Source organism: Chitinophaga solisilvae, from assembly GCF_009928525.1.
In the GTDB taxonomy this organism is placed as follows: Bacteria; Bacteroidota; Bacteroidia; order Chitinophagales; family Chitinophagaceae; genus Chitinophaga; species Chitinophaga solisilvae.
Map to the genome: position 1 here is coordinate 405,553 of NZ_JAABOK010000006.1, position 24,999 is coordinate 430,551.

Annotated in this window: 21 protein-coding genes; 13 read left to right on the forward strand and 8 right to left on the reverse strand. The window is 45.3% G+C overall.

The window, feature by feature from the left end:
- Nucleotides 1–28 precede the first annotated feature (28 nt).
- From GWG06_RS15000 to GWG06_RS15010, 3 genes are all read left to right on the forward strand, one after another.
- Nucleotides 29–1,486 carry a RagB/SusD family nutrient uptake outer membrane protein gene (locus tag GWG06_RS15000; RefSeq protein WP_160714139.1) on the forward strand — a complete coding sequence of 486 codons (1,458 nt, stop codon included), beginning with the start codon at nt 29–31 and terminating at the stop codon, nt 1,484–1,486.
- Between the two features lie 34 nt (nt 1,487–1,520).
- Nucleotides 1,521–2,819 (forward strand): thioredoxin family protein, encoded by a 1,299-nt coding sequence (locus tag GWG06_RS15005; protein WP_160714141.1) that lies wholly within the window; start codon nt 1,521–1,523, stop codon nt 2,817–2,819.
- Between the two features lie 104 nt (nt 2,820–2,923).
- Nucleotides 2,924–5,602 (forward strand): alpha/beta hydrolase family protein, encoded by a 2,679-nt coding sequence (locus tag GWG06_RS15010; protein WP_160714143.1) that lies wholly within the window; start codon nt 2,924–2,926, stop codon nt 5,600–5,602.
- Nucleotides 5,603–6,865: 1,263 nt separating this feature from the next.
- Here the strand turns inward: GWG06_RS15010 and GWG06_RS15015 are convergent.
- The 5 genes from GWG06_RS15015 to GWG06_RS15035 form a co-directional block, all read right to left on the reverse strand.
- Nucleotides 6,866–7,117 carry a hypothetical protein gene (locus tag GWG06_RS15015; protein WP_160714145.1) on the reverse strand — a complete coding sequence of 84 codons (252 nt, stop codon included), beginning with the start codon at nt 7,115–7,117 and terminating at the stop codon, nt 6,866–6,868.
- A gap of 156 nt (nt 7,118–7,273) precedes the next feature.
- Nucleotides 7,274–7,774 (reverse strand): TlpA family protein disulfide reductase, encoded by a 501-nt coding sequence (locus GWG06_RS15020; RefSeq protein ID WP_160714147.1) that lies wholly within the window; start codon nt 7,772–7,774, stop codon nt 7,274–7,276.
- 15 nt (nt 7,775–7,789) lie between these two features.
- Nucleotides 7,790–8,227, reverse strand: a complete 438-nt coding sequence (locus GWG06_RS15025; protein WP_160714149.1) for a MauE/DoxX family redox-associated membrane protein — start codon at nt 8,225–8,227, stop codon at nt 7,790–7,792.
- Nucleotides 8,228–8,237: 10 nt separating this feature from the next.
- Nucleotides 8,238–10,937 carry a hypothetical protein gene (locus tag GWG06_RS15030; protein WP_160714151.1) on the reverse strand — a complete coding sequence of 900 codons (2,700 nt, stop codon included), beginning with the start codon at nt 10,935–10,937 and terminating at the stop codon, nt 8,238–8,240.
- 418 nt (nt 10,938–11,355) lie between these two features.
- Nucleotides 11,356–12,381, reverse strand: coding sequence for a helix-turn-helix transcriptional regulator (locus tag GWG06_RS15035; protein WP_127037235.1), 1,026 nt, complete (start codon nt 12,379–12,381; stop codon nt 11,356–11,358).
- A 277-nt stretch (nt 12,382–12,658) separates the two neighbouring features.
- On the opposite strand from GWG06_RS15035, the gene GWG06_RS15040 reads away from it, so the two are divergent.
- Nucleotides 12,659–13,558: a LysR family transcriptional regulator gene (locus tag GWG06_RS15040; RefSeq protein ID WP_160714153.1), complete on the forward strand. Its 900-nt coding sequence runs from the start codon at nt 12,659–12,661 to the stop codon at nt 13,556–13,558.
- Here GWG06_RS15040 and GWG06_RS15045 read toward each other — a convergent pair.
- Nucleotides 13,530–14,531, reverse strand: coding sequence for an alpha/beta fold hydrolase (locus GWG06_RS15045; protein ID WP_160714155.1), 1,002 nt, complete (start codon nt 14,529–14,531; stop codon nt 13,530–13,532). The genes GWG06_RS15040 and GWG06_RS15045 overlap by 29 nt on opposite strands.
- Nucleotides 14,532–14,662: 131 nt before the next feature.
- On the opposite strand from GWG06_RS15045, the gene GWG06_RS15050 reads away from it, so the two are divergent.
- The 8 genes from GWG06_RS15050 to GWG06_RS15085 are packed head-to-tail and all read left to right on the forward strand — an operon-like array spanning nt 14,663 to nt 20,989.
- Nucleotides 14,663–15,859, forward strand: a complete 1,197-nt coding sequence (locus GWG06_RS15050; RefSeq protein ID WP_235938363.1) for an NAD(P)/FAD-dependent oxidoreductase — start codon at nt 14,663–14,665, stop codon at nt 15,857–15,859.
- The gene (locus GWG06_RS15055; protein WP_160714157.1) at nt 15,856–16,569 is read left to right on the forward strand and encodes a methyltransferase domain-containing protein; all 714 of its coding nucleotides are present in this window, start codon (nt 15,856–15,858) and stop codon (nt 16,567–16,569) included. The genes GWG06_RS15050 and GWG06_RS15055 overlap by 4 nt, the downstream gene beginning before the upstream one ends.
- On the forward strand, nt 16,566–17,618 hold the full coding sequence (locus GWG06_RS15060; RefSeq protein WP_160714159.1) for a type III polyketide synthase: 1,053 nt from the start codon (nt 16,566–16,568) through the stop codon (nt 17,616–17,618). The genes GWG06_RS15055 and GWG06_RS15060 overlap by 4 nt, the downstream gene beginning before the upstream one ends.
- Nucleotides 17,612–18,403, forward strand: coding sequence for an SDR family oxidoreductase (locus GWG06_RS15065; protein ID WP_160714161.1), 792 nt, complete (start codon nt 17,612–17,614; stop codon nt 18,401–18,403). The genes GWG06_RS15060 and GWG06_RS15065 overlap by 7 nt, the downstream gene beginning before the upstream one ends.
- Nucleotides 18,404–18,406: 3 nt before the next feature.
- On the forward strand, nt 18,407–18,835 hold the full coding sequence (locus GWG06_RS15070) for a 3-hydroxyacyl-ACP dehydratase FabZ family protein (RefSeq protein WP_160714163.1): 429 nt from the start codon (nt 18,407–18,409) through the stop codon (nt 18,833–18,835).
- Nucleotides 18,836–18,844: 9 nt separating this feature from the next.
- Nucleotides 18,845–20,119 carry a beta-ketoacyl-[acyl-carrier-protein] synthase family protein gene (locus tag GWG06_RS15075; protein WP_160714165.1) on the forward strand — a complete coding sequence of 425 codons (1,275 nt, stop codon included), beginning with the start codon at nt 18,845–18,847 and terminating at the stop codon, nt 20,117–20,119.
- Nucleotides 20,112–20,366, forward strand: a complete 255-nt coding sequence (locus tag GWG06_RS15080; protein WP_127037220.1) for an acyl carrier protein — start codon at nt 20,112–20,114, stop codon at nt 20,364–20,366. The genes GWG06_RS15075 and GWG06_RS15080 overlap by 8 nt, the downstream gene beginning before the upstream one ends.
- On the forward strand, nt 20,363–20,989 hold the full coding sequence (locus GWG06_RS15085) for a 4'-phosphopantetheinyl transferase family protein (RefSeq protein WP_160714167.1): 627 nt from the start codon (nt 20,363–20,365) through the stop codon (nt 20,987–20,989). The genes GWG06_RS15080 and GWG06_RS15085 overlap by 4 nt, the downstream gene beginning before the upstream one ends.
- Here the strand turns inward: GWG06_RS15085 and GWG06_RS15090 are convergent.
- Nucleotides 20,914–22,158, reverse strand: coding sequence for an alpha/beta fold hydrolase (locus GWG06_RS15090; RefSeq protein ID WP_160714169.1), 1,245 nt, complete (start codon nt 22,156–22,158; stop codon nt 20,914–20,916). The genes GWG06_RS15085 and GWG06_RS15090 overlap by 76 nt on opposite strands.
- A 181-nt stretch (nt 22,159–22,339) precedes the next feature.
- On the opposite strand from GWG06_RS15090, the gene GWG06_RS15095 reads away from it, so the two are divergent.
- Nucleotides 22,340–23,374 (forward strand): cyclic nucleotide-binding domain-containing protein, encoded by a 1,035-nt coding sequence (locus tag GWG06_RS15095; RefSeq protein ID WP_160714171.1) that lies wholly within the window; start codon nt 22,340–22,342, stop codon nt 23,372–23,374.
- Nucleotides 23,375–23,480: 106 nt separating this feature from the next.
- Here the strand turns inward: GWG06_RS15095 and aspA are convergent, their stop codons facing one another.
- Nucleotides 23,481–24,890, reverse strand: a complete 1,410-nt coding sequence (gene aspA / locus GWG06_RS15100; protein WP_127037213.1) for an aspartate ammonia-lyase — start codon at nt 24,888–24,890, stop codon at nt 23,481–23,483.
- Nucleotides 24,891–24,999 lie beyond the last annotated feature (109 nt).

A 24,999-nucleotide genomic window follows, 5' to 3' on the forward strand; every position in this document is an offset into this window, starting at 1 on the left:
GATTGTTGGAAAAATAAATATTATTACCATGATAAGGTATAATGAAAAAAATGAAAGAACCGCTTACTATAAGATGCTTTTGCTAGTTGTCATAATTTTATTGAATATGTCTGGTTGCAAGAAGTTTGTTGATATAGATCCACCAGAGACATCTTTGACAGGAGATAATGTTTTTCGTGATGATGCAACCGCAAATGCTGTTATGCTGGGTGTTTATACGAATTTGAGCAGTGGCGCTCTGTTTACCGGATCATTTGTTGGTTTAAGTTTTTTTCCCGGACTATCTGCTGATGAATTGACAATTTTTAAGGATGTGATTGACGCACCTATGATCCAGTATTATACAAATATGCTGAAAGGTACACAAATTGCAGATAGGATTGAATTCTGGAGCAGTATTTATCAAACGATATATATAGTTAATTATACAATTAACGGTTTGTCAAAATCATCCTCTCTAAATCCTTCGGTAAAGAAACAACTAATGGGAGAAGCCTTGTTTATGAGGGCATTCTGTTATTTTTACCTTACAAATTTATATGGTGATGTACCACTGATAACCAGCATTGATTATTCTGTTAATTTGGGAATGCCAAGATCCCCGCAGAAGGTTATTTATTCTCAGATAGTATCAGATCTTAAATCTGCGAAAGAATCATTGAATCCAGGATATGTGGATGCAAGCGGAATTAATAAATCTACAGAAAGAGTGCGGCCAAATAAGTTTGCGGCCGCTGCTTTACTGGCAAGAGTCTATTTGTTCACGGGAATGTGGGACGAGGCGTGGCGAGAGGCAGATTTTGTAATATCCAATGCAGGACAATATCAATTGGAAAAGGACTTGGGTAGAGTGTTTCTGAAGAATAGTGTGGAAGCAATCTGGCAATTACAACCAGTCAATTTAGGAGAGAATACTTCTTATGGTTCCGGGTTTGTACTTACAAGAGGATATAATAATGGTATTAATCCTGTATATCTTAGTCCGGATATAACAGATGCTTTTGAAAAGAATGATTTAAGAAAAATTAGCTGGATTGGTATCGATTCTTCAACAGGTAAAAAATATCCTTTTGCATATAAGTATAAGCAATATGAATATGGAAAGCCTGTTACAGAATATTATATGGTTATGCGCCTTGCAGAACAATTTCTGATCAGATCGGAGGCTAATTTACATAAGGGGAGATTGACTGAGTCTATACTGGATTTGAACAAAGTGAGAAGAAGGTCGGGGTTAGCAGATATCGGGTTAATAACTCCTGATGGTATTGTTAATGCTATTCTGCAGGAAAGAAAGGTTGAGTTCTTTACAGAATGGGGACATAGATGGTTTGATCTCAAGAGAACAGGAAAGATCAATGAGGTTATGACGTCTGTTACAAGTAGGAAAGGAGGTGTTTGGCAGCCTTATAGCCAACTATATCCAATTAGCCTCACAGAATTAATGAAAACGCCGTCCATTAGTCAGACTCCTGGCTATAACTAGTCTTAGAAGAATTATTCAATTTAAAACATATTAGATGCAAAAGAGAAAAATCGGACTTGTGTTATTATTATTGATGCCTTTATTTGTAACTGCACAGGAAGACGGTGTGAAGTTTAAGAATTTTACATCATGGAAAGAAGTTGTGACAACTACGCAGAAACAAAACAAACATATTTTTATAGATTGTTATGCTACGTGGTGTCTTCCATGTAAGGGAATGGATAATGTTACTTTTCGGGATTCTGCAGTGAAAAATTTTATGGATAAAAATTTTATCGCAGTTAAAGTACAGGTGGATAGTACAAATCTAGATGCAGAGGAAGTAGTCAGATGGAGAAAAGAAGCAGCCATAATCAAAAGTAGGTATAATGTGAATGTAGTGCCTACATTTCTTGTCTTTAATGCTAATGGTGAACTGGTGCATAAGGGGCAGGGAGGATTTGATCCTGCATCATTTATGCAATTGCTGCAAAATTCACTGGATTCTTCTAAGCAATATTTTACTTTGTTGAAGAAGTATGAACAAGGAAAGAAAGACTATAAAGAATTAATATATCTGTCAAAAACAGCCAAAAGTAACGGAGATAAGGAAGTGGCGAAGAGTATTGCCAGGGACTTTATGGATAACTATCTCTTCAAACAACCGATAGATAGCTTATTCGATCGTGATGTAATTGTATTTGTAGCAGAAAATATGGATGATACCCGGAGCCCTGAGTTTCTTTTCTTTTCAAAGTATTCTAAGCGTATTAATGACCTGATGGATGCTAAAGACTATGTAGAAATGATAAATAGTTATCTGATAGCTAAGGAAAGGATTGATCCTAAAGTTTGGCCTGGTAACAAAGCAATTGAAAATATGCCAGATTGGGAGGTGTTGAGAGGCGATGTTCGAAAAAAATTTGGTCAGAATTATGCTGATCGAGTTGTTTTAAATGCAAAGGTCAGATGGTATGCGGAAAAGGAGAATTGGCCCATGTTAATTAAGTGTCAGATTGAGAAAAAAGAAAAATATGGGTATGATACTAGCGCATTAGGTAAATTAAAACTGAATAATATAATTTATGAATTATTCTTCTTCTATGGTAATGAAAATGAACTTAGAAAGGGCATTGAATGGATGAAAGGTTTATTGTTAACGAATCCAGAGGATCCTTCCTATATTGACACCTATGCTAATTTGCTGTATAAGTCCGGCCAAAAAGCCGAAGCAATCAAATGGGAGCGCAAAGCCTTAGAAATAATTGAGAAGACAAATTCCTCGGAGGTGCAGGGGTATCAAGAGACACTTGATAAGATGTTAGCCGGATTACCAACATGGATTAAGAAGTGAGTAGTTTTATTTGTTTTTTTGTATCTTATAATATAGATATAATTCTTTCATTTGTAGATATGTTTCTATATGTCAACTGATTAAATAAACGTATAAATTTATTTATGAGATCTCTGTTTTTGTTTTTAATCCTTCTTTGTTCCTTCCTCGCTAATGGTCAAAAAAAAGTAATAGATATCTGTCAGCCTTGGGGAGGTGTTGGTTCAGCAGCTATATCTGCAGATGGGCTATATGCATGCTATATAATCGGAAATAAACCCCAGGTAGGTGATTATGCTTTGGAAATTGTAAAGACTGACTTGAGCAAAAGAATGCTACTGCATGATGCTGTTGTATTTATGTTTAGTAGAAGCGGAAAGGAGTTGCTCTTTAAAAATAAAGGGGATAGCTTAGGGATACTCAACTTAAGTAGCTCTGAAATAAAGTACATTCCAGATGTACAGGAGTTTTACTTGCCGCAGAATAGTGAGGGTAATATTTTCTCATACCTTTTGAAGTCAGGTAAATTTATTGTTTATCGGGGAAATCAAAAGGAAGAGTTAAGCTTTCCGCATGTAAACACGTATTACTTAAATGAAACAGGAACCATTTTAGTGTTAAATCAGAATTCCAGACTAGAGGAAGGGCAAAAGGAACTTGTTTGGGTCAATGTGAAGTCCGGAGAGAAACATACAATATGGAGTGGTAAACAGCTGGGTAATGCCATATTTAATAAAAGTGGCGATAAATTGATATTCTTTACTTATAAAAATGCTGTAGATCGTGAGGTAAATGTTTCAAACGGGAGTAAGACTGTTAATCTGAGTATAAAACTCCCGACTGGTTATACTATTGATGCAGGAGGCGATATTTTCGTGAATGAGAAAACAGATTATTTATTTTTTAAGGTAATCAGAATTGCAGCTGAGTATAAAGCTCCGGAGATGAATTCAGTTAATGTATGGAGTTATAAGGATATCAGACTGCAACCCCAACAGGTATCCGAATTGCCTGCTAATAGTACTGGAGATGTTAAAACAGAAGAAGAGCCACTGCTTGCATCCATGAGTTTGGTTAGCGGAGAAGTAAATGTGATTACAAAGGCACATGAATCCTTGGAATCAGTTAGCAGCAACGGTGATTTTTTGATACTAAGGGAGTTGTGGGGTTATCATAATGAAGCTAATTGGAATAAGGATGCGAGGGCTTCCGTTACACTGTATTCTGTCCGGGATCAATCCAGGAAATTACTTAATAATGGAATCCCAAGTTCGGTAGCTGAATCCTATGTGATCACACCTGATAGTAAATTTGTTATTTACTTTGATGCAACAAAACAGAGTTATTTCAGTTATGAGATCAGTACTGGGAAGTTGAGGGATATTACTGAAGGAACGAATGCAGTTTGGACCGTAGATTTTACTAGTGATCAACCCAATGGTGATCAATTTCCTATGAGAGTTGCGGGATTCTTGCCTGGGGATAAGGGCATTTTTATTTATGGGCGCTATGATATATTCCTGGCAGACCCATATGCTAATAAGAAAACAATTAGTATAACCAATAATTATGGGTATAAAAATGGTATGGTTTTCCGATTCGCGCAAGGACGAAAATTTGGAACAGGGTTATCTGATAAGAAAATGCTTTTAAGCGCATTCAATATCCATAACAAGAATGATGGATTTGCAATGGTGGAGATAGAAAAGCAACAAGATCCAAAAATTATACTTCAGGAGCCATATTTTATTTGTGGAGATCTGGGGTTAGAAGGATATACTCCATATGTTTTTCAAAAAGCAAAGGATAAAAATATTTATATAGTGCAGAAACAAAGTGTATCTGAAGCTCCCAATTATTTTGTGACTGAAGATTTTATCAAGTTTCGCCAATTAAGTTTTGAATATCCTGAAAGGTCTTATAAATGGATGAGAGCAGAGTTGATACATTGGAAAAATATAGACGGAAAAGAGTTACAAGGTATTTTGTATAAACCTGATGATTTCGATTCTACAAAACCCTATCCAATCATCTTTACCTATTATGTCAGAAATTCAAATGCTTTACACTATTATGAAGCACCAGGCTTATCAGGTGGATTTAATTTACCCTATATGGTAACTAATGGATATCTTGTGTTTATCCCGGATATTTATTACAAGATTGGTGAGCCTGGCAGAAGTGCCTATAATAGTATAGTGTCGGCAGCTAATTATCTAGGTCGGTTTTCATGGATTGACAAAAAGAAAATGGGGTTGTATGGTCATAGCTTTGGTGGATTTGAAACAAATTATGTTATTGCACATACAAATATATTTGCGGCTGCAGTTTCTTCGTCAGGTATGAGCAATTTTATCAGTGCTTATGGAAGCATAATCGGAAACGGGAAAACCAGACAAGGACAGTATGAACTGGGTAAGGATAGAATTGGAGGAACTCCTTGGAATGAAGTAGATAAGTATATTGATAATTCTCCCGTTTTTCGGGCAAATAATATTGAGACTCCGTTATTAATGATGGGGAATAAAGATGATGATGATGTGCCGTTTTCTCAAGGAGTAGAATTATTTACTGCCTTACGTAGATTGGGTAAAAAGGTTTGGATGATGCAGTATGATAACGAAGGGCATATAATTGCTGGATGTGATAATGCTCCGAAGGATTGGACATTAAGAGTCCGATCGTTTTTTGATTTTTATCTGAAAGATAAACCTGCCCGTAAATGGATGACGCAAGGTGTGCCTGCAGTGAAGAAAGCTTTTTTTAGTGGAATGGAAATTGATTCTTCCCATGTTACACCTTGATTTAAGGTGTAACGCAGGAAGGTTTAATAAAATTATAGATTTCGCATTTCAGAAGTTTAATATTTAAGATTCTTATTCAACTCTAACTGTTTCTTTATTAGTTAAAAGGAGCAGTAGTAGTGCATATTGTTAGAGGGCAGGGAGCGGTTGTAGGACTTAATCCTACGCGTGTTTTGAAGGGGCATCCCTCAAGAATTGTAATGCCAGTTTTTTTTATTGTACACTGCTGATTTATAGGATCTTGAAAATATAGTGCCTTGGTATTATTAGATTTGTATGCTGAAATACTTCCTATAATCGTAATTAGAAGTAAAACGATTAATGCTATTTTTGATTTTATTTGTAACATACGAGAGTTAAGTTTAGTAAGAATTAAGATTTTGTCTTAGTGAAATCAGTTTTAAATTGCTAGTTACAGTAATGAATAGATGGATTGACTAGGAGGCTTTAATAGATTGGCTGTAGATTACCAGTTGTAGTTTAATTGCAAAGTGTCTTTTTCGCTTGTGTGGAATAGTGTCCCTTATAGAAGTTCTGTTCATTTGACCTGTTTTTAAGGTCATCCTAATAATCTGTTTAAGAATATTGCATCTTTTCTTACGGCAAACAATTACTTAGAAATTGTCTTGAGTAATTGAGGTAACCTGTTCTCTAATGCCGTTTGATTGTAGATTTATCAGTTTTGTTCCGGAATACCCAGTGTTTTCAATCACTAGAAAAAACAGGCGTGAGTGGTGTTTGAGCGACTACAATGTTCTACTAGCCAATCTGCTAATTTCCTAAGGAATAATGTATAGTGTTGGCAAGTCTTCTTTGTTTCTAATTGATTTCTGACTTTTTCTGCAAATTCTAATCTAAATTAAATAGTATTTCTTTAGCGGAGGAGGAATTCTGCTTAGTTTGCAATAGTCGTAATGTAGGTTACCTTACAGCTAAGGGTGGGTTGTAATGTCGCCATAACTCTACGACCTGATTCATCTGTGAATGTGTGTCCAGTTACTCTGTTGGTACATTCTAATCCAAGTGTTGTGATGCCAGTGTAGACAAAGTAACGCTCTGCATTATTAATTTTATAGGCTAAGGATCCTCCCACAATTCCAATTACGATAAGACCTGTTAAAATTAGTTTTCGTTTATTCATACTCAGATTTTATCGGTTAAAAGATAATATTCACTCAATTTATTGATAGAAAAGAACTGATTAAGTAATCAGTTCTTTTCTATTTATCTAGGATTCAAAAATAATTGAAATTAGATTTGATCTTAGTTGATCGGAGCAGGTTTAGTATAAGTAATAACTGCTGGGCAAGGAGCCAGAGTAGATAAAAGAGATGCACGTGTCGGAGTCAGGTTAGGTGTTTCAGAGAACACAACTGAACTTCTTTTTACTGTGCACTGTTGGTTAATTGGATCCTGGAAATACAAAACTTTAGAATTTGTAGTTTTGAATGCCAGAGCACCACCTACGGTTGCCAGAACAGCTACTGCTGCTAACAGGATTTTTGCTTTTTTCATAATAGTAGTTGCTTTTTAATCAAAAAGCTAAACTTTGGTATTGAATTATGCCTACTCTGTTATAATGGTTTTCAGCTACCCCATTTTTATTGGATGGATTTACTTGCAAGAATCATCCATCTTGTTACGTAACAAAAGTTGTTGCTTTTGAAAGTATTATTTAAGAATCAGTTCCTTAAGCCGTTTAATCTTTGTCTGACCATTAATTACTCTTTTCAAGAGTTTGTTTTTATCATAAATGGCTATGAAAGGAACAGATGTTATTTCAAAGTAATTAAAGAACTTCTGTTGATCATCAACTCCGGCAATTACATCTGGATGGTCTTTAAATTTGAATTCGTCATAATATGGTCTGAATTCAGATAAAGGAGTAAATGTCAGAAAGCAAAGTTGCACATCATTCAACTTTTCGCTATTGTTTAAGAACTCTTCTGTCTGTGCTCTGCAATAGGGACATGTTGGACTGAAATAGAAAACAACAATTGGTTTTGATCCTTTAAGCTGATCTAATTGTATCCGTTTCGTACTGTCATATTCTAAAACCGTAAACTTCTCCATACCTTTTCCTTCTTTTCCAGTTGGGATATATGGCTGTTCTTTCGGCTTACAGCTGATAAGTATCGTAGTCAGGATGATGGTAATTCCGGTCCACTTCATATGAAATCGTTGTATCTATTGAATAATAGTGCTGCTTAATTGTCTGTGTTCTTTTCTGTTCAGATAAATAGCCCAAGCTGATAAACATGTGAATATTACATTGAAGACAAGATGTGTCTGCCAGGACATTTCTTCCAGTACACCTCCGCAACTGCATGGGATGTGCTCACCATAGCTCAGAATAGCAATAATATATGCGGTAAATATTATCATCATCATAAATGCTAGATATAAACCTATCCATCTGGTTTTAGGAATAAAAAGTAGTACAGCAACTATGCACTCAAATGTGGGCAATGTCATTGCAATAAAAGGTGCTACCGGTTTTAAAATCGGTGATGTACCGATAACTCCCTTGAATAGCGGATAATCCAGCATTTTACTTATTCCTGTATATAAAAACAGAATAACAAGAAGTAAAGAGATGATTTCTATAATAACTGTACGTTTCATTACTACTGTTTTAGATTGTTTCTTTTTTTGTAGCCGCCACATATAGTAATCCCAGAATAAATATTGCAAATGCGGATGTTACCAGAAAAGGAAAGTATTGGAACCGTAACGCTATTGGTGAGGCGAATACGCTGAAGGCCATGTTGGTTATCCATAACAGGAAAGAAAGAAGAAATATTTTCGTCAGTAGCTTCCCTTGTTTATAAACTCCCAGAATGAGAATGCAGATCATACCAAAGAAATAAATAACATTCATCGTACCTGAAAGAATTGGATATATTTCCAGTATGGTAACCCTGAATGTTTTAACCCTGGTGAAAACATTGCCGCTTTTATAATGAAACCATTTCTGTCCTTCTAACCCAATCTGTTTATCTCCCATGTTATACGCCGCAAGAAATTCAGTTGGGGGCGTATAATATTTTATAAAGTTTGGCCATATATAGTGTTGTAAGAAGGATACTGGATATTGCTTTATTATATAAGATCCATACTCCTGATAGAGTGGAGCTACTTTAGCCCATTTCGTAAGTATATCAGTTGTAGAGTCTTTTTTAAACTGGAGCGCCATATAGTCCTGCAAAGGCATACCTGGTGACCACATATAAAAAGTACTTGCAGCGATTGCCTCATGTGGAAATTTCTTCGTATCCCTCGTGCTATCAAAATACTCCCTTATCATATTATCCAGCTTCCTGAACTTGGCCGGTACCGGCTTACGAGCCGCACTATCAATATACCTATAGGTATACATCGCATTGTTTGCCATCTGCCAGCCTGTGAAAGGCGTAAACTGCCTGGTGCCTGTCTTCTCCTTATACGCATTTACATTGAACTGAATAAACCATCCGATGAGTAACACGCTTAATCCGAAGGTCCAGATCTTTTTCTTCCAGGAGGCAGCCGAAAGGAGCAGGGCAAACGCTGATAAGGCGGGATACCACAAGGCGTTATATCTTACAGTGAATGCCAGGAAGAGCACTATGCAATGCCAGAGCAATACTTTCGTGGTCGGCTTGTATATGATCCAGAGAAGCAGTGTTAACCAGGTCAGGCTCAGGCCAAGGAACAAGGCGTCGCTGGAAACGTAATTGCTGATGTAGAGCAGTGCCGGATTAGCCAGTACAAAAACAAGCATCGCAATTTTGATTCCCTTGATAGGTTCAAAGAACTTGAAAATTGTAAAGACAAATCCTAAAACACTGATCTGAACGAAGAAATACTGAATGGCAATTAAGGCGGTGTCATAATGTGTGAATACGCTGAGTAGTCGTAGAAACTTAGAGTACCCGATCGGATAAGTATTGATATCCATGTTATGAATGGCCGTCTCCAGGTACGCATATGAATCCCCGTTGATAAACCCTGCAAACGGATATATATACTTAAACACCCCAAACTGCACTACCATCGCCAGCACAGAAGCTATCACATACCACCGGTTCTTCGGGTTCCTGAACACATAGTCCGCCAGTGTCTTCTCTTCACGGACCACCTTACTCCCTGATAACGGCGTGGCCCATATATTCTCCTTCTCTGCTACGCCGCTGTTGATGTTCTCCACGGTGGTGGAAGCGGTGGCAGTGGCATAGGTTATGTCATTATTCTTATGCATGGCATTGCCGCCTACGAGAAACAAATTCTTAAATCTGTCAAAGAACTCACGAACAGCGCCAAACTGTTCATATTGTGTGGAATACACGGCTAATGCCTTTTCGGTCCTTGTGACCGCTGTATCCAGCACATTGGTGGAGCAGGATAACCCTGACTTGTCCAGCTCTGCGATGGCGAGTTGTTGTATTTCTTCGTCGCTGAGCCGCCATAGGGCATCCCCATGGGAGCAGTAGTATTCCATGTTTACCCACACGGCGCCCTGTACGGGTGTATTCACCTGTATGCGGGCTGCTTTAATATCTTTTCCGGCGATATAGATGGCACAATCCTTTACTTCGAATGGTTTCCATTCTCCGGTGGATTTGTTGAGGAAGGACAACTTCTTCAGTAGTATGCTGGCGGTGATCACATTTCTGTATTTCAGCCCGGCAGCGGTCTCCTTGATTTCCGGCGGCGTGTAACCGTTCAGGTTATTGACCAGGTCCTGCGCCGGAATAGTGGAGATGAAGTAGTCTCCTTCCATATGTACCGCTTCTTCTGTAACATGATTGAAGGCGGTGATGGAGGTAATGTTGTCATCTTTAACGCTGATCTCCTGTATGCCATGATATTTCAGAATCTTTCCGCCCATCACTTCTACCTGGTGTGTCAGATTATGTCCTGTCGTGGCGTTGTTCATCGGAGGGATACCCCAGGAGGCGGGTATTTCCCTGCAGGTAAGACCACACAGCTTTTCTGTATAATCTTTATAGAAGGCTTCGTATAATGCTTTGCCGTAACGGTTCACCATGGCGTCTTCCAGTGTTTTCTCCTTCCTGCGTGGAAAAAGCTGTGCTTTGATATAGGAAGGAACGAGACGCAGACCAGCTCCTACGCCCAGATGACGCAGGGTGTCCATATTTAAATGAACCGGATTGGCAAATAGTCTGTTGTTGTAGTAGATATATGATTCATGCTGTACACCCATCCCCGACGCATTTCCCGTACTCCCTGACTCCTCCAGAATTACAGGAATGATATCCGTCCGCTGCAATAATGTATACGCTGTAATAAGGCCGGCAGGGCCAGCACCAATTATGATGGCTTTTTTATTCATGGTTTATATATGAGGGAACTACCGGATGTTGCAATAAATCGAATCACGTATGTCGAGAAAAGATGTCTTTATCGCGACAGTGCCCTGCCTGGATAAACAGGGCTTCTTTTCTCAAAATAACTATGTATGTTAGAAGGCACATAACGTGCTTCTGTAAACGGTAGCATTTTCATAGTAATTTTTTTTCGTTAAATAAGGTATCGTTTTCGGCATAGCGTACCCGCATTCGATAACGGAAAACAGGCACTGATGTATGGGGAAAAATAATGTCAATAACGGTTATTTGTTTTGAGTACAATTGCTGGCATCACGTTTTTCAAGAGTTTCAAGAGGTTATTTTCAATAAGTGTTTTTTCATTTTCTTATGTGAATTTCTACAATTACTCCTGAATAAATCTTCAATATTTCAAATTAAAAACTAGAATTTTTCGGCAGAGGCTTCCATTTTACGATACATGGACGGCGTCACATTGAAGTGTTTACGGAAAACCTGCGAGAAGTAATTAGGGTCTGTAAATCCCACTGCATACGTGATTTCCTTCACCTGTTGCTGCGTATTCTTCAGCAGCCACGCTGCCTGTTGGATACGGCAGAATTCCAGGTATTCCCGTGGCGTTCTCGCATACAGCTGCTTGAAACCCTTTTCCAGGCTGGTGGTATTCATCCCCGCCAGCTGGCTTAATTTAGGAATCGCGATGTGCGACTGGTAATTCTTCCGGATATACTCCTTTACATGATGCAGGGCATTCTCCAGCTCCTCTTTATAAGGAGATACCGTTTTCTTCTCCTGCAGCAGCGCCATAAAATACAGGGCCAGTATATCATGTATATACCTCCGGATATTAAATTTACCCAGTGTATCTTCCGGGTTAATCATCCGGATCTTATACAGGATGTCTATGCCCATCGGCGGAATGCTGAAGGCCGGCAACATATCTGCTGTACCACTTTCTGCCTGCTGCGCGTCATATATCTCCCGGAACCGGGGATGTAACTCCAGAAAACTTTCCAGAAAGGAGGAAGAGAACGAAAAGTAGGCAATCTCATAATTCCCTTTACGCAAACTGCAGATACTCCGCGGTAACGGTGGGGTATATATGAAATTGAACTGCTGGGCAGACAATAGAGCTGGTCCGTATGTCCCCAGCTCTATATCTATCTCTCCCTGCAGGACTACCTGCAACGACACCATCGGATGCGTGGGCGCTGCATGTACCTGCAAAGACCTTGTCAGGAAAAAGTTGATCCAGCCGAATGTCCAGTCACGGTCGCTGATCTCCTGCTGGAAATAGCAACCGAAAGGTCCTTCGGTGTATTGTATATGGGCGCCCTGGATGCTGTATTTAGCAAAGGCAGTGGGTAACAAATATCGTTGCTCTTCGTTGGTCATGGTTTTGCCAGGTAGATAAAACTGAATGCTGCCCGGCACGCGGAAATTTACCATCTTTCTTCGTTTGAGGGGACAAAGTAGATCGGATCTTTGAATAGGCCGTTGTGTCTGTATAGCAAAATAATATATGCCTCTGCGCCTTCACTGCAGGAGAGGGATCTGCGGAAAAAAATAAGGATTCCTGCCACTGTCAGCGGTCGCAGACTGCTGCCCGGATGCACTTTCGCTGCTTTTGTCAGCCTTACTGCAAACAAATGGCAATAAATGCTACATTTATGTTGTCCCGCAGATTGAAACACACGGGCTTATATCCGGTAAAACAACAGATTGTATGGAGATTCGCCACCTGAAACTAGTTAAAGCCATCGTAGAACAAGGCAGCATCGCTAATGCCATCGATGAACTGCACCTTACCGCCAGCGCCCTCAGTTACCAGCTGAAGGAGGCGGAACAGCAACTGGGCACTCCCATCTTTCTCCGTGTCAATAAAAAGCTGGTGCTGACCGCCGCCGGCCATGAAGTATATAATACGGCTGTCAGCATCCTAAAGGAACTGAACCAGCTCAGCAACAATGTGAAAGAGGTACAGCAGGGCCGGTCAGGCACTATCCGCCTGTCAGTCCAGTACTATACTACCTGGCACTGGCTGCCGGCGGTTATCAGCCGCTTTCATGAGTCATTTCCCAATATAGATGTACGGGTGGTATTTGCAGAGAATGAGATTGCCATGGAAGAACTGCGCGGAGGAAGTATCGACCTGCTGCTGACGTGTATGCAGACGGAGAAGCACCCCGTTACATACGCTACTTTATTTAAAGACGAGATGGTGGCACTCACACCGGATAATGATTACTGGAGAAGTAAAACTTTTGCTGCCGCAGATGATTTCCGCGACGCTAACCTCATTGTACATGCCAGACCAGAGAAGTCGGATGTATTATATACAGAGGTGCTGCAGCCTGCGGGTATCACGCCCCGGAGTATTACAGTATTACCGCTGGCGGATGCTGCCCTGGCTATGATCCGCAGCGGCATGGGCGTGTCTGTGATGACGCGCACTGCGGTACAGTCGGCGCTCACGGGCGAAGATATCCGTGTGCTGCCGGTCACCGCACACGGACTCTTCAAATACCAGTATGCGGCTATGCTGCACCAAGAACATATGCCGCCCTACCTGGATGCGTTTATCCGCCACCTCAGCTTCAGCTCTGTGAAGCCAGCAGTACTTTAAGATGATCGTCTATAAAGGCGGTATCCGGCGGATGTATACCCCTGCCGCCTGCGAAGTGCCCCCAGATGGAAGGAACAGGCACCAGCGTGGCGTTGGGCATATGCTCCACCGCCAGGCGATGATCTTCTACCGGGAAGTACATATCCGTGCTGCCGGGCATCACCAGCGCCCTGGCCCTGATAGCGTTCAATGCGCGTACATGGTCATGCTGAAAAACTTCGTTGGCGCTGATGTCTGCGCCATATTGCCCGGTCTTTATCATACTTAATATATCCTGCGGATCCCAGCTGAGAAAAGACGCCTCCCAGAAACCCCGCAGGAAATCTTCCAGGGATGCGAATCCCAGCGCTGTCCGGAATAATTCTTCCCGGTAAAAATCCTGCGTAAAGGCCCAGCCTGCCAGCACGCGGGCCATGGCCCGCAATCCCTGCTCCGGCGTAATACCGCCTTTGAGCGCTGCTGCCAGCCCTTCCAGGAACACAAAGGTATGCGGTGATGTACGCGGCGTGCCACAGAATGGCGCTATCCGTGCTACCATATCCGGGTATAAGGCTCCCCACTGGTATACCTGAGCAGCGGCCATCGACCAGCCTACGGCCAGCTGTATATGCCTGACACCCAGATGCCCGGTCAGCAGCCGGTGCTGCAGCCGCACATTATCATAAAGGGTTACCTGCGGAAAATAGGCGCCGTTGAAAGGAGGAGGCGTATTGGACGGGGAAGAAGACAAGCCGTTCCCCAGCATATTGGGAACGATGATAAAGTACTGCTCCGGGTTCAGGGCCATCTGCGGGCCTATCAGCCATTCATTGTCTGTGTGCCGCCCTGAAAACCAGGTCGGATACAGGATGGCATTATCTTTGGCGCTGTTCAGCCGGCCGTAGGTCTTATAGGCAATACGGCAGTCCGGGAGTGTGATGCCGCTCTGTAGTACTACATCTCCCGCTTCAAAAATCTGGTAATCTGTCTGCATGGCTTGTTAAAATTTATATAACAGGAATGGATATACGTAAATTGCCTTTGTCTGCTGTAAAAGTAAGCGGGCAGGCCATACGGGAAAAGTGAAAAGAATTGTACATCATGCTGAAGGAAATTCAGCAGTAAGTGACGGACAGCAGGGACGCAACCGGGAAAACATTTATATCGTATATTGCTGAAGTGAGTATAGCGGAAAGAAACAATATTGTCATTATAGGCGGCGGACTGGCAGGGCTGACCAGCGCCATTCATCTATGCCGCGCAGGATTGCAGGTAACGCTGATCGAGAAGCATACATATCCCGGACATAAAGTTTGCGGAGAATATATCTCTAATGAAGTGCTGCCCTACCTGCGATGGCTGGGAGCTGATCCTGCCGTACTGGAACCGGCGCAGCTTTCAAGGGTAGCGGTGTCGGTGGCCGGAGGCCGCACCATCACATCGCCGCTGCCGCTGGGCGGCTTCGGCGTCAGCCGCTATACGTTGGACCATTTCCTGATGCAACATGCAGCAGCAGCAGGCTGCCGCATATTGCAGGATACGGTAACGGACATACGTTTCTCCGGAAATGAGTTTGCCATCACAACTGCCCGGCATGGTATGCTGCAGGCGGAGATGACCATCGGCGCTTACGGAAAGCGCGCTGCCCTCGATACCCGCCTGCAGCGCGGATTCCTGCAGCAACGCTCTCCCTGGCTCGCAGTAAAAGGCCACTATGAAGGCGATTTCCCGGAACAGCTGGTGGCGCTGCACAATTTCTCCGGTGGTTACTGCGGCGTGTCCCGCATCGAAAATAAGAAAGTGAATATCTGCTATCTCGTGAGCTATGACAGCTTCCGGCGCAGTAAAAACCTGCAGGCGCACCGCGAAGAAGTGCTTTACCGTAATCCGCACCTGCGACGCATATTTGAAAACTGCCGCCCCCTGTTTCCGCAACCGATGACCATCAGCCAGATTGCATTCGGACCTAAACAACCAGTGGACGCACATGTGCTGATGACGGGCGATACCGCCGGCATGATACATCCGCTCTGCGGCAATGGCATGGCCATGGCGATAGACAGTGCGCGTATCGCGGCGGAACTGCTGACAGCTTATTTCAAAGAGCATAAATATAACCGGCAGCAGCTGGAAACAGCTTACACTGCTGCATGGAACAAAGCCTTTAAAAGCCGCATGCAGATGGGCAGCCTGCTCAACGGCCTGTTCCTGAAAGAAAAATTATCCGCCGCTACCATGCGCGCGCTGACGGTATTCCCGGCATTGCTGCCGGCTATCATCCGCCGCACGCACGGCAAAGCGGCCAATACTTATATGTCATGATACCCGATACTACCTACAGATCATCAGCGCCTGAAATTATGGACGACTTCCACATGGAAGGCATGCAGCTGGCGAATGCGCTCGATAAAATCGCGCGTATCAACCATATGCTGGGTGGTAACCGGATCACGCTGAAAGGAGTGGAAGCACTGATGAAAAATATACCGGCGGGGCAGGAGGTAATCATGGCAGATATTGGCTGCGGTAACGGTGATATGCTCCGCACACTGGCGGAATATGGCAGGAAAAAACGCTGGAACCTGCGCCTCATCGGTATTGACGCTAACAGCTTTACCATCAGGCATGCAACGGAATTGTCTGCTGCCTATCCTGAAATCGCCTACCATTGTATGGACATCATGCAGCCGGCATTTGCTGAACTGTCGTACCACATTGCTTTGTGTACGCTTACGCTGCATCATTTTACAGACAGGGAAATCGTTGCGCTCATGCAACGGTTACGCACAAACGCCGTTACCGGTATTGTTGTCAACGACCTGCAGCGCAGCCGCCTGGCCTGGAGCCTTTTCCGCCTGCTGTGCTTTGCGCTGCGCGTCAACCCGATGACAAAGGCAGACGGACTTACATCTATCTTACGCGGATTCAAAAAACAGGAGCTGATCCGCTTCGCAGAAAAATTACAGGTCACACAATATACTCTCCGCTGGCAATGGGCTTTCCGCTACCAGTGGATCATTTCAAATGTATGAACGTTAAAGTACAGGCAGTAGCTAAGGCATTACCGGCACATTCAAGAACAACCGCTGAAATCATGCCCTTCCTTGATATATGGCTGGGCGGACAGGAAGAGCGGTTTGTCAGAAAGGTGAAGAAAATTTTTGAGAATGCAGGCGTAGATAAACGCTATTCGGTGATGTCGCCGGAAGAAGTATTTCATCAGACTTCTTTCGAAGAGAAGAATAATATTTATGTGAGAGAAGGGATCAAGCTCGGACAACGCAGTCTGGAAGCCGCGCTGCAGAAGGCCGGACTCCGGGGCGATCAGCTGGATTATATCATCACCGTCAGTTGTACGGGTATCATGATTCCGTCGCTGGACGCCTACCTGATCAATGCATTGCAGCTGCGTCAGGATATTGTACGCCTGCCGGTAACGGAAATGGGTTGCGCCGCGGGCGTTTCCGGGATGATCTATGCCTACCAGTTCCTGAAAGCCAATCCTGGCAAGCGCGCTGCCGTTATCGCTGTAGAGTCGCCTACGGCCACCTTCCAGCTGGATGATTACTCCATGGCCAATATTGTGAGCGCTGCTATCTTCGGCGATGGCGCCGCCTGCGCTATTCTGTCTTCCCACGAAGCAGATGCAGGGCCGGCTATCACCGCTACGGAGATGTATCATTTCTATGACGCCACGCACCTGATGGGTTTCCATCTCTCTGATTCCGGCCTGAAAATGGTACTGGATGTGGAAGTGCCGGAGCAGATAGCCACTCATTTCCCGGATATTATTCATCCGTTCCTGGCCAGCCAGGGCCTGCGCATGGAAGATATACAACACCTGATCTTTCATCCGGGCGGAAAAAAGATTGTGCAGACAGTAGAAGAGCTGTTCCGCGATATCGGGAAAAATATCGACGACACAAAAGAAGTGCTGCGGAGTTATGGCAACATGTCCAGCGCTACGGTATTATATGTACTGGAGCGCTTTATGGACAGGGTGCCGCCGGCCGGCGACAGGGGCCTGATGCTCAGTTTCGGTCCGGGTTTTTCTGCGCAAAGAATATTATTACAATGGTAAAGGAATTTACACCACATCACTACTGGGCGCTGATCCTCGGCGGCAGCAGCGGGCTGGGGCTCGCCGCAGCAAAGAAACTGGCTGCCCACGGGATGCACCTGTGTATTGTTCACCGGGATACCGGCATAGAGATGGAAAAAATCAGGGAAGCATTTGACGCACTGCGCGCCACAGGCGTGCAGGTCATTACCTTCAACGCTTCCGTGACCAATGCGGAGAAACGCGGAGAAATATTACAGCAGCTGAAAGCCCTTATGGGCACGGAAGGGCGCATACGTTGCCTGCTGCACAGCATAGCCCGCGGTACCCTGAAAGCCATGGACGGTGAAACGCCGCTCACAGCAGACGATTTTATGGTCACGCTGGAACATATGGCGGTAAGCCTGTATGACTGGACCAGCGCGGTGGTGCAGCAACAGCTGTTTGCGCCGGATGCGCGGGTACTATCCTTTACCAGCGAAGGCAGCCACCGCGCATGGAAGCATTATGCCGCGGTATCTGCCGCCAAGGCGGCGCTGGAAGCTATCAGCCGCAGCATAGCCCTGGAGTATGCGCACAGGGGAATCCGCGCCAACTGCATACAGGCTGGTATCACAGACACCCGCTCCCTGCGCATGATCCCCGGTCATGAACAGCTGCTGGCATATGCGCAGGAACATCATCCCATGCAGCGCGCCACCACGCCGGAAGATGTTGCCGCTATAGTATACCTTTTGTGTAAAGATGAAGCCGCCTGGATAAACGGAGCTGTTATTCCGGCCACCGGCGGATCACATATTGTTTAGCTGATGACCATCGATAATATTCTCGCAAAACTGCCCTACGCAAAACCTTTTTTGTTTGTAGACGCACTGCATGCCATTGATGAAGAGAAAGTCAGCGGTAGCTTTACCTTTCATCCGGAGATGGAAGTATACAAGGGGCATTTTAAACACCATCCGGTAACGCCTGGTGTACTGCTCACAGAAGTGATGGCGCAGATCGGGCTGGTATGCCTCGGTATATATCTTACCAACGGGGAACAGCTGTCTTTTGCGCTGACTTCTGCGGACGTAGAATTCCTGAAGCCGGTGTATCCCGGAGAAACCGTTACGGTAACCGGTTATAAGCAATACTTCCGTTTCGGTAAACTGAAATGTAAGGTGGTAATGGTGAACGAAAAGATGGAAGAAGTATGTACCGGCACTTTAGCGGGTATGATTATTTCCGGAAAATAAATTTATAAGATGAATACGCGTGTTGTTATCACCGGTTTGGGTATCATTGCCCCCAATGCCAGCGGGGTGGCTGATTTCAGGGATGCTCTCCAGGAAGGGAGGTCCGGTATCCGCCATGATGCGGCACTGGAGGCACTGCAGTTCTCCTGTCAGATAGCCGGTACCCCCGTGGTTACGGCTGAAATGCAGTCGCGTTACTTTGATGCTCTGGAGCTGAAAGGCTTCAACAGCAGCGCCATCCTGTACGGAGTACTGGCAGGTATGGAAGCATGGCAGCGTGCAGGGCTGACAGCCGCCGTTAATACAGACTGGGACAGCGGCTGCATCTTCGGCACCGGCTCCTCCGGTGTTGACAAGCTCCGCGAAGCTATTTATAAAGTGGATGAAGGTCAGCTGCGGCGTTTAGGCAGCACCGTTGTAGCGCAAACGATGGCCAGCGGCATCAGCGCGTGGCTGGGAGGGAAGCTGGGACTGGGAAACCAGGTCACGACCAATTCCTCTGCCTGCATTACCGGCGCGGAAAGCCTGCTGATGGCCTATGACCGCATCCGTGCGGGAAAAGCCACCCGCATTCTGGCAGGGAGCACCAGCGACAGTGGCCCCTACATCTGGGGCGGCTTTGACGCAATGAAAGTATGCACCTTTAAAAGCAATGATAACCCGGCTGCTGGCTCCCGTCCTATGAGTGCTACTGCGGCAGGCTTTGTGCCGGGCGCCGGCGCTGGGGCATTCGTGGTGGAATCGCTGGACAGCGCCCTGGCACGCAATGCGCCTGTCTGCGCGGAAATACTGGGCGGACATATTAACTCCGGCGGTCAGCGTAACGACGGCACCATGACTGCCCCCAACAGCGAAGCGGTGCAACGCTGCATCCGTGAGGCTGTCCGTGAAGCAGGCATCAGCCCATCGGATATAGATGCCATCAATGGCCACCTGACAGCCACCGGTAAGGACGCACTTGAAATACAGAACTGGAGCGCCGCCCTCGGCAGAAGCGGGACAGATTTTCCTTACATCAGCGCACTGAAAGGTATGACAGGACATTGTCTCAGCGCCTCCGGCAGCGTAGAGCTGGTGGCGGCAGTATTGCAACTGCAGCACGGTTTCCTCTTCCCCAATATCAACTGCGAAGATCTGCACCCGGATATACGCGCAGTGGTGGACCCGGAAAGAATACCGCAGCAGCTGCGCTATAAAGATCTGCAGGTAATCGCCAAGGCCAGCTTTGGCTTCGGCGATGTTAACGCTTGCGTCATCCTGAAAAAATATCATGCAAATGGATAGAACAACATTACTCGCAACGATCAGGGAAGTGGTTACGCCTTACGCTAAAAACCAGGAAGCCCTGCAACAGCTGAATGAAGACACGGATTTTATCAAAGACCTGAAGATAAATTCTGCCAACCTGGTGGATGTTATCCTGGATGTGGAGGAAAAATTCAACATCATTATTGATAATGAATCCATGGAGAAGATGATCAACGTGAAAGCTGCGATCGATATAGTGGAAAGTAAACTCGCCGGTTCATGACCGGCAACGATATTATAGATCTGCAGCTGGCTGCCACAGAAAGCAACTGGCGGCGGAAAGGCTATCTGGAAAAGGTGTTTACACCGGCAGAACAGGAACTGATAACAGCTGCCACTGATCCGGACGTGATGGTATGGTTGCTCTGGAGCGGCAAAGAGGCGGCCTACAAGATTTTTAACCGTGTATCACGCCAACGGATATACGCTCCGCAGAAATGGGAGGTGACGCCGCTGGTCTGGCAGAAGGATCAGATCTCCGGAAGTATTAAGGGAGCCGGAGCAAGCTATGCATTCAGCAGTAAACTGACGGCAGGATATATTCATACCGTCGCTGCCGTTAGCGGAATTAACCCGGCGGTATTACCGGTACGTATTATGCTGGCAGCTGCAGATGATGCCTGTCTGCGGCATACCGGTTTTATGAACCATCAGGAGTCGTTACGGAAAGAGGAAGGATTACCGGTTGTTATGAACCGTGCCGGACACTCCTGCATCGCCTCGATAAGCCATCATGGCCGGTATTGGAGTGTGGTAAGGATGCAGCAGCATCAGGGCGCGGTCAGTATAAAATCCTTTATGGCGGTCACCAGTCCGGGTTTCAGCGGAAGCGCCGGCAGGCCGTAGGTGGCCATATTGGCAACAGGATCGGCAGGAGCATCTTTCAGCACATGGTTCATCTCATCTATGATGGTCAGGGTGGCTGCCGGATATGCCTTCTTCAGTAATGCTGCCTCCCCGGCAGCTACCTGTAAATCAGTAGTACCCTGAATAATCAGTACGGGTATGGATAATTTTTTTATCTCCGTTTGCGGATCATATTTCAGCCAGGAGCTCATATAGGGCTGTACACTGCTGCGGAACAAAGCATTCAGCGGACCGCCCGGCTCCTGTACGGGATGCCCTTTTTTCAGACTGTCGAGCAGCGGAAATATTTTGTCTGCGGACCCAGGTGCATTCTGGCTGATCTGTCTTTTCAGCATCACATCTGCCTGCTCTCCTGCGCCGGCGATGGAAATAAATTTATCTGCTTTCCCCTGTGCTGCTGCCAGTATGCCTATCAGCGATCCTTCGCTGTGGCCGGCGATGATAACGGAGGAAAACCGTTTGTCTTTTTTCAGTTGCTGCACGTAGGCTACGGCATCGGCGGTTAAGGTATCCAGCGTCAGCTGCGATTCATCTGCCGGTGAGCTGGCGCCAATGCCCCGCTTGTCGTAACGTACACAGGCGATACCATTTTCCAGCAGCGCTGCAGCCAGCATTTTATAGGTATTGCCTTTCACGCCAAGCGGATTATTGCCATCTCTGTCGGTAGGACCGGAGCCCGCTATCAGCAGTACCACCGGTACTGCTTTGTTTCCCGGTGGTAAAGTAAGTGTGCCGCTAACAGTAACGCCTGCACGCTCCAGGTTATAATCCGTACCGCTTTCCTTCTTGTCTTCATAGGGCATAAAACGCAGCCCTTCCAGCTGACTGCTGTCGTTCAGCGCCAGGATGAGCAGCAGCACGCCTTTGGTGAAGGTAGCCTTGTAGCTGGTGGAGGCGGCATCGCGGGTAATGACTTCCAGGCTGGTAATGTTACCATACTGCGCGTGCAGCTGCGATGATATTTCCTTTGTTTTGTCCAGCGGCAGCGCTGCTTTCACAATCGGGCTGTACATGGCGAAGAGGCTGTCTGCCTGCTGCTGGTTAAAGTAACGCTTGAATTTTTCGGCGGCTTCGGGGTAATTGGCCTGGGCGCTGACTATTCCCAGCCGCCATGCCAATACAAGGGTTATCAGTACTATTCTTTTCATGGTAGGTATGTATGATTAAGAGATAAGTAGTAACTACGCAAAGATGCCTGTATTTACTGCCGGCGCTGATTCCTGTATGTAAGGCAACATCTGCGGAACAATGAATTTAAAGAGAAAAAACCAATCGGCTGTTTTTTGTACGGGGAGATAACAATTACCTGCCTTATTTGTTGATAATAGCATGTTCCGTATTCTTATCATAACAGATAAACCGGCGCAGGCAAAGGACCTGCGCAATATACTGGAAGGGTTTGGTCATGAAACGATTACCACTGTTGATGGTAAGTCCGGTATAGAGGCGGCACGCCTGCAACTGCCGGATGCTATCCTGTGCAGTGCTGCGCTGAAAGGCGGTATCGATGGCTCCGGCGTACTGGAGGTGCTGCGCAGAGACAGCCGCTTTCAGCTGACACCGTTTGTACTCCTGGCTGAAAAGTACCAGGCCACTGTATTCCGGACGGCGATGAACCTGGGGGCAGATGATTTCCTGGTAAAACCATTCTCCAATCATGACCTGCTGCAGACCATCGAAACACGGTGCCGGCGGTGGGAGGCAGCCGGCACGGGGAAACAGGAACACAGCGATTTTAAGAAAGTAGTGAAAGACTTCCTGGAGAACCGGAATACCATTAGGGCAGCAGCCCCTGAAACAATTTATCATGAGGGAGGCACGCCCCGCTTTCTCTATTATATTATTTCCGGAAAGGTGAAAACAATAAAGACACATGAAGATGGAAAAGACCTGGTGATAGGGCTGTATAATAAAGGAGATTTTTTCGGGTATATCGCATTGCTGGAGGAAGAAACCTACAAAGCAACCGCCGTGGTGATGGAAGATGCAGAAATAGCGCTGATACCCAAAGAAGATGCTGAAGCGTTGTTCGATCATACGCCGGTGATGGTGCAGCGTTTTATGCGGATGCTGGCACGGAATGTAACGGAAAAGGAAGAAAGGTTGCTGGGCATCGCCTATAACACTCTCAGAAAGAAGGTAGCCAGTGCGTTAATACATCTCCGGAACAAATACCAGCAGGACAGAGCGGTGGATTATACTATTCATATTCCGCGGGATGAACTGGCGGCATTGGCCGGAACAGCTACAGAATCGCTGATACGTACACTGGGAGAGTTTAAGAACGAGAAACTGATAGCTGTAAAAAATACCAGCATCACCCTGCGTAATCCGGGTAAGCTGGAAGATATAGCCTATCATTAAGAAAAAAGAAAGGTAAGCCTGCCCCACTCTGCACTTGGCCTTTGTCAGTCTGCACATGGCAGGACTTACCTTATTTATGAATAAACGGGAAAAGTACTTTTTGCTGTTAGTTTACATAATGCGGGTGTATCATATTCTCGAAGGAATAGATTTCATCCCATTGCTGTTGCGTGATATAAGCCTTTTCATCTACTACAATCTGGTGTATTGATTTCCCGCTGTTCAATGCTTCTTTTGCGATGGCTGCACAGGTTTCATAACCGAGCAGCGGATTGAGCGCAGTGACAATACCGATGCTGTTCATCACCATTTCACGGGATGCTTCCGCATTGGCAGTGATGCCGTCCACACATTTTTTGCGCAGGGTATCACAGGCGCGCTGCATGTAGGTGAGCATGGTGAAGAGGCTGTACGCGATCACCGGCTCCATGACGTTGAGCTGCAGCTGGCCCGCTTCGGAGGCCATGGTGATGGTCAGGTCTGCACCTATAACATAGTAGGCGGTCTGGTTCACCACTTCCGGAATTACCGGGTTCACTTTACCTGGCATAATAGAAGAGCCGGGTTGCAGCTGAGGAAGATTTATTTCGTGTAACCCTACCCGTGGTCCGGAAGACAGCAGGCGGAGGTCATTACAAATTTTGGAGATTTTCACCGCAGTACGTTTAAGCATACCGGAAATGAGTACGTAGGCGCCGGTATCGGAAGTCGCTTCAATGAGGTCGGTGGCCAGTACTATCGGAAGACCGGTAATTTCGCCGAGGTATTGGGTAACCAGTTGCGGGTAACCTTCCGGCGCATTAATGGCAGTACCGATAGCAGTAGCGCCCATATTCACTTCTGTGAGCAGCGCCTGCATTTCGCGGAGCCGTTGAATATCTTCCCGCAGGGTAGTGGCAAAGGCGTTGAATTCAGCGCCGAGGCTCATGGGAACAGCATCCTGTAATTGCGTACGGCCCATTTTGAGCACGTTGGCAAACTCTTTTCCTTTTTTACCGAAAGACCGCTGCAGCAGATCAAGAGAACGGAGCATACCGTTGATTTTCAGATACAGCGCAATGCGGAAAGCGGTAGGGTAAGCATCGTTGGTGGACTGTGAGCAGTTCACATGGTTGTTGGGATGCAGGTATTCATAGGCGCCTTTCGGATGGCCCATGTATTCCAGTCCTATATTGGCGATGACTTCATTGGCGTTCATGTTTACGGATGTGCCGGCGCCGCCCTGAATCATATCAGTAGGGAACTGATCGGTCAGTTCGCCGCTGATTAAACGGTCACTGGCATAGATGATAGCCTGCGCTACATCCGCGGGTATAACACCCAGTTGCATATTGGCCATGGCGGCGGCTTTCTTTACATAGCCCAGCGCCTGGATGAATAATGGTTCCTGTGATACCGGTGTTCCTGTAATGTGGAAGTTTTCAATCGCTCTTAATGTCTGAATACCATAGTAAACACTATCATCGATTTTTCTTTCACCGAGGAAATCATGTTCGAGTCTGAATGTCTTTTTCATATGATAATATTTTAAGTGATAGCTTCTTGTTGATGACATCACAAAAGTACTGCTGCCCGGAAGGGTAATAAATGACCGGAGTCAGCTGCAGCCTGATTCACGTCAGTTG